This is a genomic window from Actinomadura sp. NPDC049753 (assembly GCF_040674655.1).
Lineage (GTDB): Bacteria > Actinomycetota > Actinomycetes > Streptosporangiales > Streptosporangiaceae > Spirillospora > Spirillospora verrucosospora.
Genome location: NZ_JBFARL010000060.1, coordinates 25369 through 39343 on the forward strand (window position 1 = coordinate 25369; position 13975 = coordinate 39343).

Consider the following 13975-nt stretch of genomic DNA (forward strand, 5'->3'; position numbering starts at 1 on the left):
TCAGGAGGCCCGGTCGCGGATGACGAGGGCGAGGACGGCGTAGGCGAGCGCGGCGACGGCCGAGACGACCATCGCGACGTTCGTGCCGTGCGCCAGCGAGGCCGCGTCGTGCCCGAACCCCGTGGCGACGGCCCCGACGATCGCCACGCCCAGCGACGCCCCGATGTAGCGGGCGGTGTTGTTGGCGCCGGCCCCCATGCTCGCGCGGTCGGCGGGGACGCTCTCCACGGCGAGCCGGGCGAGCATGGCGTTGGTCAGGCCGCTGGCGACGCCGGCGGCGGCGAGGCCCGGCACGAGCCGCCACCAGTGCGCGTCCGGGGCCAGGGCCGCCAGCGCGAGCTCGCTGACGCCGGCGAGCGCGAACCCGGCGGCGAGCAGGCGCCGGACGGGCAGCCGCGCCGGGAGGCGGTGGGCCTGCAGGGCGACGACGAACGACAGCCCGGACCAGATCGCCAGCACCAGCGCCGCCGCGATGGGGGACAGGCCCATCACCAGGCTCATCATCGTCGCCAGGTAGGTCATGACCCCGATCACGGCGAGCCCGGTGACGAGCGCCCCCGTCACCGACAGCAGGAATGCCGGCCGCCGGAACAGCGCCAGCTCGACCATCGGTTCCCGCCGCCGCGACTCGACGAGGACGAACGCGGACAGCAGGACCGCCGCGGCGGCGAACAGCGCGAGGACGCCCGGGGACGTCCAGCCGGTGCGGCCCCAGGTGATCGCGGCCACCAGCGCCGCGACGCCGAGGCTCATCGTGACCAGCCCCGGCACGTCCACGCCGCGCGGACGCTCGGCCCGCGACTCGGTGAGCGCGCGGGAGGCCGCCGCGGCGAGCACCGCGGACGCGGCCACCGTGGCCCAGTACCAGAGCCGCCAGCCGCCGGCGGAGGTCAGCCCGGCCGCGGCGATGGGGCCGAGCGCGATGCCGAGGCCGACCATCGCGCCCCACATGCCGGTGGCCCGCGCCCGCCGCGGACCCGGCGGGAACGAGGCGCCGACGATGCCGAGCCCGGTCACCAGCAGGGCGGCGCTGGCCGCGCCCTGCGCGACGCGGCCCGCGATGAACACCGCGGCGTTGGGCGCGAGCGCGCACGCGACGCTGGAGACGGCGAGCGCCACCGCGCCGATCACGAACACGCGCCTGCGCCCGTGGTCGTCGGCGAGGCTGCCCGCGGCCAGCAGCGCCGCCGCGAGGCCGAGGCTGATCGAGCTCATCAGCCAGATCTGCGCGGTCGCCCCGGCGTGCAGCCCGCGGGCGGTGTCGGCCAGCGTCGCCGCGGGGGCGCAGTAGTTCATCAGGGCCAGGAGGGTGGCGGCGGCCGGCAGCGTCAGCGCGGCGGCGGTGCCCGGCGCGCTGCGCGCGGCGCGGGGGGTCGCCAGGGTCGTCATGCGGTCTCCAGGTTCATTGAACGAACTGACGGGGTGACGGTAGCACGACTGAGTTCAATCAATGAACCCCTCGGTGGGTACTGTGGTGGCATGGCACTCGGCAAGGACTACGCGGCGCAGGACTGCTCGCTGGCCCGCGCGCTGGAGGTCGTGGGGGAGCGCTGGACGCTGCTGATCGTCCGGGACGCCTTCTACGGCGTCCGCCGCTTCAGCGACTTCCTCGTCCACCTGGACATCCCCCGCGCGGTGCTGTCTGCGCGGCTGCAGTCGCTGGTCGACGCCGGCGTCCTCGTCAAGGACGGCCACGACTACGTGCTGACGGAGATGGGCAAGGAGCTGTGGCCCGTCGTCCACACCCTCGCCCGCTGGGCGGAGGACCACCTGTCCGCCGAGCCGTGCCGCGTCTTCGTCCACCTCGCCTGCGGCACCGAGATCGGCCCGGACGGGCGGTGCGCCGCGTGCGGGCGGCACGTCGCCCCGGACGAGCTGGAGATCCACGCCGGGCCCGGCGTCCGCCGCCGCACCGACCCGGTCAGCATGGTCCTGCGCAACCCGCACCGGCTGCTGGAGCCGATCCGCACCTGAGTGAGCGATCCCTCGGCGAGGTCGCTCGCCGGCGGTGGGGTCTGTGGGGATTCGACCAGATAATCTCCTCGCTCATGAACACCGAAAGGGCCGAGACCGCCCCCCGCGCCCGGTTCCGGCCGGGCAGCGTGCTCGGCCCCCTGTGGCGGCTGATCGACGGCGGCCCGGACGACACCCGGGCACAGATCGCCCGCCGGGCCAGGGTCCTGGTGCGGATCTCCACCGGGCTGGCGAACCTCGGCGGCGCGCTGGTCGTGCTCGCGTTCGCCGTCGTCGTCCCCGACCCCGTCGGCGAGGTGTCCGAGCGGATCCGGCTCGTCAACCTGATCGTCTTCACCGTCTACGTCACCGCCGCGGTGCCGGTCGGCCTCGTCCTCGGCGAACGGTTCTTCCGCCGCGTCCGGCGCCTGGTCGAGCGGCACGACGAACCCGGCCGGCACGAGCGCTCCCTGCTGCTGTACGGGCCGCTGCGGCTGATGGCCCTGCACCTGACGCTGTGGGGGATCGGGACGGTCGGCTGGGTCGTCATCAACGCCCCCTTCTCGGGCCTGCTCGCCGTCAAGCTGGGCCTGACGAGCCTGCTCGGCGGCCTCACCACCTGCACGGTCGTCTACCTGCTGACCGAGCGGCTGCTGCGGCGCGCGGTGACGACCGCGCTGCGCAGCGAGATGCCGCGCCGGACCGGGCTGCCCGGCGTCGTCGCCCGTTCCGTGCTGGCCTGGGGCCTCGGCACCGCGGTCCCGATCCTCGGGCTGATGACCCTCGCGATCGGGTCGTTCGTCATCGCCAGGATCACCGTGCGGGAGTTCGCCGTCGCCGTCCTCGCGCTCGGCGGCATCGCGCTGGTCGTCGGGCTCGGCGTCACCTACGGCGCCGCCCGCGCCATCGCCGACCCCGTCGAGTCGGTGCGGCTCGGCCTCGCCCGGATCGAGCGCGGCGACCTGGACGTCGAGGTCCCCGTCTACGACGCCAGCGAGGTCGGGCTGCTGCAGGCCGGGTTCAACCACATGGCGGCCGGGCTGCGCGAGCACGAGCGCCTGCGCGACCTGTTCGGGCGCCAGGTCGGCGCGGACGCCGCGCGCGTCGCGGTGGAGCGCGGCATCGACCTCGGCGGCGAGCTGCGCGAGGACGCGGTGATCTTCGTGGACATCATCGGCTCCACCCGGCTCGCGGCCGACCGGCCGCCCGCCGAGGTCGTCCGGCTGCTGAACGACTTCTTCGCCGTGGTCGTCGAGGTGATCGGCGCGCACGGCGGCTGGATCAACAAGTTCGAGGGCGACGCCGCGCTCGCGATCTTCGGGGCGCCGCTCGCGCTGGACGGCGCGCCCGCCCGCGCGCTCGCCGCGTCCCGCGAGCTGGCCCGCCGGCTGCGCGAGGACGTCCCGGCGCTGAGCGCCGCCGTGGGCGTCTCGGCGGGCGAGGCCGTCGCCGGGCACATCGGCGCCGAGGAGCGGTTCGAGTACACCGTGATCGGCGACCCGGTGAACGAGGCGGCCCGCCTCACCGACATGGCCAAGACCACCTCCGAGCGCGTGCTGGCGGCGGGCTCCCTCCTCGCCGGGGCGGGACCGGACGAGGCGGCGCACTGGTCGCTCGGCGACGAGGTCACCCTGCGGGGCCGGACGCAGCCGACCCGCCTCGCCTCACCGCGCCCGGTCGAGCGCGTCCCGTCCTAGCCGCCTTCCCGCCCGGGACGTCCTCAGGACCCCACGAGCGTGGCGCCGCTCAGCGTCGTGTAGAACGGCGACCCGGCCAGCCGCGAGCCCTTCTCCTCGCCGATGTAGACGTCGGCGTGGTTCTGGCCGCCGTATCCGGGGCGGAACAGGTCGGTGACCGTCCAGCGGGCCTTCCGGAACGCCGCGCACACCTCGTCCTCGACGGCGCGGCCGCCGCCGTCCTCACCGCAGTCGAGGATCACGAACCGCCGTCCGCGCGCCAGCACGGACCTGTCGGCCGCCGCCGACGCCCACGCCCGCAGCGGGCGCCCCCGCGAGTCGCGGGTGGTGTCGTCCAGCCAGAAGCCGACGCTGTGCGACCAGTTCAGGTACCGGCCCCGCTCGGGCCCCTCGGTGATGCGCCCGCTGCCCTCGGTCTGGACGACCTTGAGGAAGTCCTTCGGGTAGGAGCCGAGCGGGGCCTTCCCGTGCGAGCAGTGGAAGCGGGCGCAGCCGCGCACCGCTTTCCGCTCGCCGTCGTACAGGCTTTCCAGCGCCGTGTAGTACGTGGTGATGCGCCACCCCGCGACCCGCCCCAGCGGCACGGGCTCGCCGGTCGCGGGGACGTCGGCCTGGGGAGGAGGGCTCGCGGTGGGCGCGGGGGCCGACAGGGGCGGCGCGGTCGGCGGCGGCACGTCCGCGCCGCGCGCGCTCTGGCCGCAGCCCGCGACCGCCCCGCACAGCAGGAGCGCCAGCGGTGCCCTGCGCCGCATCGCACCCTCCCGGCCCTGGACTGCTGTCCGCCACCGGGGACACTATCCCGGTCAGTGGCCGCGGGCTATCCATTCCTCAAGATGCGGGGCCTCCGCGCCGACGGTGGTGGACTCGCCGTGCCCGGTGCGGACGGTCGTCTCCGGCGGGAGCGTCAGCAGCCGCTCCCGGATCGAGGCGATGATCGTCGGGAAGTCGGAGAACGACCGGCCGGTCGCGCCGGGGCCGCCGCTGAACAGCGTGTCGCCGGAGAACACCGTCGCCAGGCCGGGCGCGTGGAGGCACACCGCGCCGGGACTGTGGCCGGGCGTGTGCAGGACTGTCAGGTCCGTGCCCGCGACCGTGACGACCTGCCCGTCGGCCAGCTCGCCGTCGGGCGAGGTGTCCGGGTGCCGCTGCTTCCACAGCATCAGGTCGTCCGGGTGCAGCAGGACGGGCGCGCCCGTGCGGGCCCGCAGGGCGGGTGCCGCGTCGATGTGGTCGTCGTGCCCGTGCGTGGACACGATCGCCACCAGCCGGCGGCCGCCGAGCGCCGCCGCGATGGCCTCGGCGTCGTGCGCGGCGTCGATGACGATCGCCTCGCTGTCGTCCCCGACAATCCAGACGTTGTTGTCGACCTCCCACGTCCCGCCGTCCAGCGAGAACGTCCCCGACGTGACGAGGTGGTCGACGCGCGGTCCGGCGGATCCACCGGCCATCAGAGCACCACCACCGAGCGCAGCACGTCGCCGCGGTGCATCTTCTCGAACGCGGCCTCGACGCCGTCCAGCGGGATCGTCTCGGAGACGAACGCGTCGAGGTCCAGGCGTCCCTGCAGGTAGAGGTCGATGAGCATGGGGAAGTCGCGGGACGGCAGGCAGTCGCCGTACCAGGACGACTTCAGCGACCCGCCGCGCCCGAACACCTCCAGCAGCGGCAGCTCCAGCCTCATCTCCGGAGTCGGCACGCCGACCAGCACCACCGTCCCGGCGAGGTCGCGGGCGTTGAAGGCCTGCTCGTAGGTCTCGGGGCGGCCGACCGCGTCGATGACGACGTCCGCGCCGAACCCGCCGGTCAGCTCCCGCACCGTCGCGACGACGTCCTTCTCCGCGCCGTTCACGGTGTGCGTGGCCCCGAGGGAGGACGCGGTGGCGAGCTTGCGCTCGTCCAGGTCCACGGCGATGATCCGGGCGGCCCCGGCCAGCCGGGCGCCGAGCACGGCCGCCGCGCCGACGCCGCCGCAGCCGATGACCGCGACCGAGTCGCCGCGCCCGACCCCGCCGGTGTTGATCGCCGCGCCGAGCCCCGCCATCACCCCGCACCCGAGCAGTCCGGCGGCCTCGGGCCGCGCCGCGGGGTCGACCTTGGTGCACTGCCCGGCCGCGACGAGGGTCTTGTCGGCGAACGCTCCGATGCCGAGCGCGGGCGACAGCTCCGTCCCGTCCTCAAGGGTCATCTTCTGGGCGGCGTTGTGGGTGTCGAAGCAGTACCAGGGGCGTCCGCGCGTGCAGGCGCGGCACTGCCCGCACACCGCGCGCCAGTTGAGGATCACGAAGTCGCCGGGCGCCACCTCGGTCACCCCCTCGCCCACCGACTCGACGACCCCGGCGGCCTCGTGCCCGAGCAGGAACGGGAACTCGTCGTTGATCCCGCCCTCGCGGTAGTGCAGGTCGGTGTGGCAGACCCCGCACGCCTGGACGTCGACGACCGCCTCGCCGGGCCCCGGGTCCGGAACGACGATCGTCTCGATCCGCACCGGCTGCCCCTTGCCGGGTGCGACGACCCCGCGTACCTGCTGCGCCATGCTGCCGCCTCTCGTCGTCTCGATCTCCCCCGACCCTACCCACGCCCCCGCCCGCCTTCCTCCCCACGACCGGCCGGGGGCCCCTCTCAGGTAGCGGACACGAGATCACCTACGCGGGCGACGCGGGCCCGGGCGGCCGGGCGCGAGGCTCACTGCCATGACAAGCACCGTCACCCGCCTCACCACCGGGATGCTCGCCGCCGCCGCGATCACGGCCGCCTGCGCCGGCGCCGCGTCCGCCGGGGCGTCCGTGCACCCGGACGCCGAGCACCGGCCGGGGGCCGTGGCCGAGCAGGGCACCGCACGCGGGCACCTGGTCTCCGCCACCCACCTCACCGCCATGTCCGCCGGCCAGGTCCGCACCTGGCTCGCGTCCGAGGGCTTCGACACCGCGTCCGTCCGCCACGGCGTGGACACCTACCGGCTCGTCTACCGGACGGTCGACGCGAGGGGCCGCGCGACGACCGCCAGCGGTCTGGTCGTCCTGCCGCGCAGCCGCGACCGCCGCCTCGCCACCGTCTCCTACACGCACGGCACCACGAGCTACAAGCCGGACGCCCCCTCGACGTCGGACGACGTCTGGGGCCCCGGGGCGGCCGTCACCTACGCCGCGGCCGGGTTCGCGGCGGTCGCGCCCGACTACCTCGGCCTGGGCCTCGGCCCCGGAGTCCATCCGTGGAAGGACGTGCCGTCCGAGACGAGCGCGTCCCTCGACATGCTCCGCGCCGCGCGCCACTTCGCCCCGCGGGCGGGACGCGTCCTCGACGGCCGGGTCTTCGTCACCGGCTTCTCGCAGGGCGCCTCGTCCGCGCTCGGCCTCGCCCGGGCGCTGCAGGGCGGCGCCGACCCGCGCTTCCACCTGCGCGCGGTGGCCCCGATCAGCGGAGCCTACGACTTCCGGGGCGCGGAACTGCCCGCCCTGCTGGGCGGGGACGTCGCTCCGAAGATGGCGGTCGCCTACACGTCGTACCTGCTCACCTCCTGGAACCGTGTCCACGGAGGCATCTACGAGGACCCCTCGGAGCTGTTCCGCGAGCCCTATGCCGAACGCGTCGAGAAGTACTTCGACGGCACGACGCCCGGGCCCGTCATGCTCGGCGGCCTCCCGGACACGCTGGGCGACCTCCTCACCCCGCGCGGCCTCGCGCTGCTGCGCCACCCCTCCGGATCGTTCGCCGAGGCCCTGAGCGTGGACGCGGAGGTCTGCACGGCCTGGACCCCGCGCGTCCCGGTCCGCCTCTACAAGATGGCCGGGGACGAGCAGGCGGTCACCGCCAACACCGACCACTGCGCGGCGCGGTTCCGGGACCGCGGCGCCGCCGTGCCCGTCGTCGAGGTGGGCGACCGGCTCTACGGCGGCTCGCGCCACCTCGGCTCCAACCTCGCGGGCACCGCCCGGATCGTGCGCTGGTTCGGCGAGCTCAGCTGAAGTGGATGGCCTGCAGCTTGTCGGCGGCGTCGCGGTCGAGGACGGTGACGCCGGCGGCGGGCGGCAGGGGGGCGCCGCTGCGCGCCCGGGTGATCAGGGGGTGCCAGCGGCGGCAGTGCCGGGCCCACAGGGCGGCGGCGACGACGCGGCCGCGCGCGTACTGGCCGGCGCGGGCCGTCTCCGGCGCGACGTCGATGAGGATCAGGTGCAGCCGCCCGCCGCGGCGGCGCGCCAGCCAGGCGAAGCCGTGCAGGATGTGCGGCCAGGTGCCGCGCGTGTGGGCGACGACGCCGTGCCCGGCGACGATCGCGCGGCCGATGCGCCAGACGTGGGTGCTCTGGACGATCGGGGTCCGCAGCCGGACGGGCAGCGGCCCGAGGAACCGCGCCCACCAGTTGCGCGACTGGCGCGAGTCGATCACCCGGACGTCCCCGGCGCGCACCGGGGACGTCTCGTCGCCGCGCAGCCCGTACAGGCGGTTGAGCAACGTGCTCTTACCGGAGCCGGGCAGACCGGCGACCAGCACCAGCGAACCCGCCGGGTAGCGCAGCGCGGGTTCCGGATCCGCCTCGTGAGGTGGGGGGATGGTCGACTCCTGGTCTCGGGCCGGAAGTGTGTTGGGGCAAACGAACGTCCCCCGCCACTTGTTCCGGCCGAGCGGGAAGCGTCACCAGCCGCGGGCGCGCCACTCCGTTAGCGAGGGGCGCTCCCGGCCGAGCGTCGAGTCCTTGCCGTGCCCCGGGTAGAACCAGGTGGCGTCGGGGAGGCGGTCGAACACGCGCTCCTCCACGTCCGAGAGCAGCTGCCGGAAGCGCGTCGGGTCGCCCCAGGTGTTGCCGACGCCGCCGGGGAACAGGCTGTCGCCGGTGAACAGGTGCGGGCGGTCGGCCAGCTCGCCGCCGGCGTCGTAGAGGAGCGCGATCGAGCCGGGCGTGTGGCCGCGCAGGTGGATGACGTCGAGGGACGCCTGCCCGACCGCGACGGTGTCGCCGTGCTCCACGGGCTCGGCGACCGGCTCGGGGAGGGGCCCGGCGTCGCGCGGGTGGGCGACGACCGGCGCGCCGGTGGCCCGCGCCACCTCGCTCAGCGCCATCCAGTGGTCCTCGTGGCGGTGCGTGGTGACGATCCGCGCGAGGGGGCCGTCGCCGATCAGCTCCAGCAGCCGGGGCGCCTCGTTCGCCGCGTCGATCAGCAGCTGCTCGCCGGTCGCGGTGCACCGCAGCAGGTAGGCGTTGTTGTCGTACGGGCCGACCGCCACCTTCGTCACCCGCAGCCCGGGCAGCTCCCGGACGTCCGGACGCCCGCCGGCCTCGACGTTACCGGTGTAGGTCATGCGTCCTCCCCGTCGTTCGTTCGAAGACCATCTTCCATCATCGGCTCCCGCGATCACCCGCGGTCCGGGTGCGCGCCTGAAATGAGTCACCAGACGCAGCCGAACCGTGCGCCGCCGGACGGACTTTTCCGCCTTCTCCCCGCACCATGGGAACTGGAAGATCAGGTTCGACCCCGGAAGGGCGGTGAGGCGGTGACGACCGCGTTCCGTCCCGCGCGGCCGTGCGGGACGCCGCCGGCGGCGCGCCGCGGCGGGAGGAGGACCGGATGATCGGCGACGGGCCGGGCGTCCGGCCGGGCAGCTTCTGGGAGCGGCTGGCCCCCACCGACCGGCAGGCCCTGCGCGCCATGGGCCGGCGCGCCGACATCCCGCCCGGCGGCATGCTGTGCCACCAGGGCACGGTCGCGCCGGCCGTCTACGTGGTGTTCAAGGCGTCGCCGCGGGCCGCGAGCAACGCGGTGGCCAAGGAGTTCGTGGACTCCAGCGACGGCGACGAGTCGATCATCGACCTGTTCGGGGCGGGCGACCTGGTCGGGGTCCTCGGCCCGTGGGGTCATCCGCAGCGCGCCACGGTCGCCGCGCTGGACCACGTGACGGCGCTGCGCGTGGACCGCCGCAAGTTCCGCAGCCTGCTGGCGGCGAGCCCGCAGGTCGCCGAGGCGATGATGCACGCCGTCTCCGAGAGCGTCACCTACGGCGGCCGCCGGCACGCGGTGCGGGCCGCGGACCATCCCCAGCGGCTCGCCTACCACCTGCTGGAGCTGGCGCACCGGTTCGGCGAGCCCGCCCCCGGCCAGGGCACGCGGATCCCCCTGCGGCTCAGCCAGGCGGAGCTGGCGAACTGGGCGGGGATCTCCCGCGAGACGCTGGTGCGCTGGTTCCGGACGTGGCGGGCCAAGGGCATCCTCGACCGGCGGGCCCGCCCGCTGACCGTCCTCGAGGTCGAACGGCTCCGCCGCGCCGCGAGCCCCTGGGGCGACGACTGGCCGGACGCCGAGCCCGAGCGGGCGCCCGAGCAGGCCCGGGGTCAGGACGACGGCGCCGGGATCGCGGCGCGCGAACCGGTGCGCCTGGGAGCGCCGGCCCGGCCGCCCGCCGTCCGCCTGCCCGCCGCCGACCCCTACTTCGCCGGACGCGCGGTCAGCCTCGGCAAGCTCGACCTGCTGGTCGGCCAGTCCGTGTGGCCGCGCGCCGTCGTGGTCCAGGGCATGGCGGGCGTCGGCAAGACCACGCTGGCGCTGCACTGGGCGCACCGGGTCGTCGACCGCTTCCCCGACGGCGTCCTGTTCGCCGACCTGCGCGGCACGTCCCGCAGCCCCGTCACCCCGGCGGAGGCGATGGGGCAGGTGCTGCGCGCGGCGGGCGTGCCCGGCGACCAGGTGCCGCGGACGCAGGCGGAGCTGGCGGCGCAGTGCCGGTCCCTGCTCGGCGACCGCCGGATGCTGCTGATCCTGGACAACGCCGCCCGGCCCGAGCAGATCAGGCCGCTGCTGGCGGCGATGACCTCGGGGCTGGTGGTCGTGACGAGCCGGCGGCGGCTGCCGGCCCTGCTCGAAGGCGCCGACGTCCGGACCCTGGAACTGCGGGAGATGGTGACGCAGGAGGCCGTGGACCTCATCTCCAACGTCCTCGGGGCGGGCGACCCCCGCCTCAGGGAGGAGGACAAGGCGGTCGAGCGGCTCGCGCGCGAATGCGGCCACCTGCCGCTCGCGCTCGGCGTCATGGCCGGGCGGCTCGCCGAGAACCCCGGCGAGTCGATCGCCGGGACCGTCCGGGAACTGGCGGCCCGGGAGGTCCGGGACGCCGCGCCGTACGGGCCGGGCCTCGCGGGGGCGGGCCTGGGCGACGGCGCGGCGCCCGGAACGTCCGGGACGGCGCTGCTGGCCGTCCTCAGCCCGACGTTCGACGTCGCCTACCGGAGCCTGCGCCGCGGGCAGCGAGAGGCGTTCCGCAGGCTCGGCCTGGTCGCGGGCCCCGACTTCACGCCCACCGCCCTCGCCGCCCTGCTGGACGGCACGGTCGGCGACGCGCGCGAATGCCTGGAGGGCCTGCGCCAGGCGTACCTGGTGCACGACGTGGGGCCCGGCCGCTACCGGATGCACGACCTGCTGCGCGACTTCGCACGCGAGCGGGGGCTGCGGGAGGACTCCGACGGCGAGCTCCAGGCGGCGCAGCGGCGGCTCCTGGCCGGCTACCTCGCCGAGGCGCGCCACGCGGGGGAGGCCATGGCGGCGCGGTCCCGTCCCCGGACGCATCCGGGGGAGGCGCACGGGCGTCCGTCCACCGCCGCGGAGCGCGCCGCCGGACTCGCCTGGTTCGAGGCCGAGCGGCGCAACCTGGTCGCCGCGGTGCACCAGGCCGCGCGGCTCGGCCTGCACCGCACGTGCTGGGAGCTCGCCGACGCGCTGTTCGACTTCCAGGAGTTCCGCCGCTACAGCGAGGACAGCATCGCCGTCCACCAGGTGGGCCTGCACGCCGCCCGCACCGAGGAGGACTGGGCGGCCGCCGCCGTCATGCTCCACAACCTGGCGATGGCGCACTTCGAGCTGGGCGACTCCGTCCAGGCCATCGGCTACGGCGAGGACGCGCGGCGCGGGTTCCGGGCCGCCGACCCGCCCGACCGCTACGGGGAGGCCGCCACCCTGGCCACCCTGGCCGACGTCCACGTGGCACTGGGCCGCTACCTGACGGCGATCGACCACGCCCGGCGCTCCCTCGCCATGCACGGGGAGCTGCGAGACGACGCGGGAACGGCCAAGGGGCACGACATCCTGGCCCGGGCCCACCTGGGCCTCGGCGACTACGAGACGGCTTTGGACCACGCCGCGAGGGCGCTCGACGTCCGCCGCCGGACCCACGACCAACCCGGCGTGGCGGAGACCCTGCTCACCGTGGCCCAGGTACACCGCCGCCAAGGAAACGTCCACGGTGCTGTGTCGCACGCTCTGGAAGCGCTCGCCATCCGCCAGGAACTCGCCGACATGCACGGTGCCGCGCAGGCGCTGACCGAGCTCGCGCGGATGAACGCCGCGCTCGGCCTGCGCGACCTGGCGCAGCAGGACGCCGAGCAGGCGCTGCGCACCTACCGCGCCCTCGGCGCCCGCCACGGGGAGGCGCGCGCGCTGGCCACGCTCGGCATGCTCATGTGCGAGGCGACGCGGTTCGCCGAGGCGTTCACCTACTGCGGGCAGGCGCTGCGGCTGCACCGCGAGACCAGCGACCGGCACGGCGAGGCCGAGGCGCTCGCGCAGATCGGGATCGTCCACTGGCGCCTCGGACGGTACCGCGAGGCGCGCGAGCACCTCCTGCGCGCTCTGGAGATCCGCCGCGAGATCGGCGACCAGCACGGCGAGGCCAACGACCTGGAGCACCTGTCGGTGGTGATGCGGCGCCTCGGCCGGCACCAGGAGGCGTTCGTCCTCGGCCTGGAGGCCCTGGACCTGTGGCACCGGCTCGGCGCGCGGGGCGGCATGGCCGGGACGCTCGGCAGCCTGGCCCGCACCTACTCGCGGCTCGGCCTGCCCGAGGAGGCCGAGCGCGCCGCCCGGCAGGCGCTCGGCATCCGCGAGTCGGGCGGCGACTGGTACGGCCTCGGCGTCGGCATGGACACCCTCGCCGCCGTGCTGCGCCGCGCCGGGCGTCCCGAGGAGGCCCTGGAGCGGGAGCTGGAGGCCCTGCGCATCCTGGGCGAGGTCGGCGACCGGCACAGCGAGGCCGTCGGCCTGGGCCACCTCGCCGCCATCCACCTCGACCTCGGCCGCGCCGGCGACGCCCTCGCGACCGGGCGGCGCGCCCTCGACCTCGCCGCCGAGCTCGGCGCCACCCGCGAGCAGGCCCACGCCCTGCACAGCATGGCCCGCGCGTACCAGCTGACCGGCGAGCACGACCGCGCGGTGGAGCACGTCACCGCCGAGATCGCCATCCGCCGCGAGACCGACGACCAGCGGGGGCTGCGGGGGGCGCTGGAACTGCTGCGCGACTCCCGCCTGGCCCTCGGCGACCACGCGGCCGCCGCGGACTGCGTCCGCCGCGTCCGCGCCCTGGACGGCCTGCTCGCCCCGGAAAGACCGCCCGAGATGTGACCGATGACCTGGTCGGCCGGCCCCGGGGCGCGTTCACTGGACCGCGAGCGAGCGATCATGAAGCCGGGGCCCGGCCGGATCCGGGTCCGGTGAGGAGGCGAGATGCAGACCCCCCGGTTCTGGGACGCGCTGACCCCCCGCGCCCAGGAGGCCCTGCGGCGGGCGGGCGCGCCGGTGGTGATCAGGCCCGGCGCGTTCCTGACGCGCGAGCACACCCGCGCGGCCCAGGTCTTCGTCCTGCGGTCCGGGGCGGTGAAGGTCTGGGTGGACCGGGACGGCGAGACCGCCATCCTCGACGTCCTCGGCCCCGGCGACCTGGTGGGGGAGCTGGAGGCGGTGGACGGCGGGGTCCGGCACGCCAACGCCGAGGCGCTGACGCGGGTCGAGGCCATCGTGCTGCCCGCCGCGCGCTTCCGCGGCGTCCTGGACGCCCAGCCCGGCTCGGTGTGGGCGGTCGCCGCCGTCCTCGCCGAACGGCTCCGCGACGCCAACGAGCTGCGCGTCGCGCACTTCCCCGACGACCCCGAGCGCCGCCTCGCCGGCCGCCTCCTGCGCCTGGCGGCGCGGTTCGGCTCCCCGGTCAAGCGGGAGCGCCCGGACGGCGTGATCGAGGAGGGCGTCCTCGTCCAGGTCCCGGTCACCCAGCAGGACCTCGGCCGCTGGGCCGGGATGGGCCGCCGCAAGGTCGCGCAGATCCTCGCGGCCGAGCCCGTGCGCGGCCGCGTGACCGTCGCCCGGAGCGCGATCGCCGTCCGCTCCGCGGACGCCCTGCACCGGCTCGCGGGCGACGACCTCCCCTAGCCCTCCGGCCCGCTCAGAAGCCCGCTTCCTCGCGGAACCGCGAGGGCTCGTATAGTCGGGGTCGCTCTTGTAGAAGGAACGGATGGACATGAAGGTCGAGCTGGAGTTGATCGGGTCGCCGTTCGGCATCTTGCCGCTCCAGCCGGA

General features: G+C 75.6%; 11 protein-coding genes and 1 pseudogene. 5 read left to right on the top strand and 7 right to left on the bottom strand.

Features of this window, described 5'->3' with window-relative positions; translation table 11 throughout:
- On the bottom strand, window positions 1-1389 hold the full coding sequence (locus AB0K37_RS17810) for an MFS transporter (RefSeq protein WP_363981819.1): 1389 nt from the start codon (window positions 1387-1389) through the stop codon (window positions 1-3).
- Between the two features lie 90 nt (window positions 1390-1479).
- Here AB0K37_RS17810 and AB0K37_RS17815 point away from each other — a divergent pair, with 90 nt between their 5' ends.
- A complete protein-coding gene (locus tag AB0K37_RS17815) occupies window positions 1480-1974 on the top strand; it encodes a helix-turn-helix domain-containing protein (RefSeq protein ID WP_363981822.1) in 495 nt (164 codons plus the stop codon).
- A gap of 74 nt (window positions 1975-2048) precedes the next feature.
- Window positions 2049-3650: an adenylate/guanylate cyclase domain-containing protein gene (locus AB0K37_RS17820; RefSeq protein WP_363981825.1), complete on the top strand. Its 1602-nt coding sequence runs from the start codon at window positions 2049-2051 to the stop codon at window positions 3648-3650.
- A gap of 23 nt (window positions 3651-3673) precedes the next feature.
- On the opposite strand, the gene AB0K37_RS17825 is transcribed toward AB0K37_RS17820, so the two are convergent.
- Genes AB0K37_RS17825 through AB0K37_RS17835 form a run of 3 tightly spaced genes read right to left on the bottom strand, consistent with a single transcriptional unit; the run spans window position 3674 to window position 6183 of the window.
- Window positions 3674-4402 (bottom strand): hypothetical protein, encoded by a 729-nt coding sequence (locus AB0K37_RS17825; RefSeq protein ID WP_363981828.1) that lies wholly within the window; start codon window positions 4400-4402, stop codon window positions 3674-3676.
- Window positions 4403-4453: 51 nt separating this feature from the next.
- Entirely contained in the window at window positions 4454-5098 is a 645-nt protein-coding gene (locus AB0K37_RS17830) for an MBL fold metallo-hydrolase (RefSeq protein ID WP_363981831.1), read from the bottom strand.
- The gene (locus AB0K37_RS17835) at window positions 5098-6183 is read right to left on the bottom strand and encodes an S-(hydroxymethyl)mycothiol dehydrogenase (RefSeq protein ID WP_363981834.1); all 1086 of its coding nucleotides are present in this window, start codon (window positions 6181-6183) and stop codon (window positions 5098-5100) included. Before AB0K37_RS17835 ends, AB0K37_RS17830 begins: the two co-directional genes overlap by 1 nt.
- Before the next feature lie 157 nt (window positions 6184-6340).
- On the opposite strand from AB0K37_RS17835, the gene AB0K37_RS17840 reads away from it, so the two are divergent.
- Window positions 6341-7612: a hypothetical protein gene (locus tag AB0K37_RS17840; RefSeq protein WP_363981837.1), complete on the top strand. Its 1272-nt coding sequence runs from the start codon at window positions 6341-6343 to the stop codon at window positions 7610-7612.
- On the opposite strand, the gene AB0K37_RS17845 is transcribed toward AB0K37_RS17840, so the two are convergent.
- The gene (locus tag AB0K37_RS17845) at window positions 7605-8138 is read right to left on the bottom strand and encodes a GTPase domain-containing protein (RefSeq protein ID WP_363981839.1); all 534 of its coding nucleotides are present in this window, start codon (window positions 8136-8138) and stop codon (window positions 7605-7607) included. The genes AB0K37_RS17840 and AB0K37_RS17845 overlap by 8 nt on opposite strands.
- Window positions 8139-8279: 141 nt before the next feature.
- Entirely contained in the window at window positions 8280-8945 is a 666-nt protein-coding gene (locus tag AB0K37_RS17850; protein ID WP_363981842.1) for an MBL fold metallo-hydrolase, read from the bottom strand.
- Window positions 8946-9211: 266 nt separating this feature from the next.
- On the opposite strand from AB0K37_RS17850, the gene AB0K37_RS17855 reads away from it, so the two are divergent.
- A complete protein-coding gene (locus AB0K37_RS17855; protein ID WP_363981845.1) occupies window positions 9212-13027 on the top strand; it encodes a tetratricopeptide repeat protein in 3816 nt (1271 codons plus the stop codon).
- A gap of 102 nt (window positions 13028-13129) precedes the next feature.
- The gene (locus tag AB0K37_RS17860; RefSeq protein ID WP_363981848.1) at window positions 13130-13828 is read left to right on the top strand and encodes a Crp/Fnr family transcriptional regulator; all 699 of its coding nucleotides are present in this window, start codon (window positions 13130-13132) and stop codon (window positions 13826-13828) included.
- A 57-nt stretch (window positions 13829-13885) separates the two neighbouring features.
- On the opposite strand, the pseudogene AB0K37_RS17865 reads toward AB0K37_RS17860, so the two are convergent.
- Window positions 13886-13975 (bottom strand): annotated as a pseudogene (locus AB0K37_RS17865) (glycoside hydrolase family 48 protein); the annotation flags it as partial.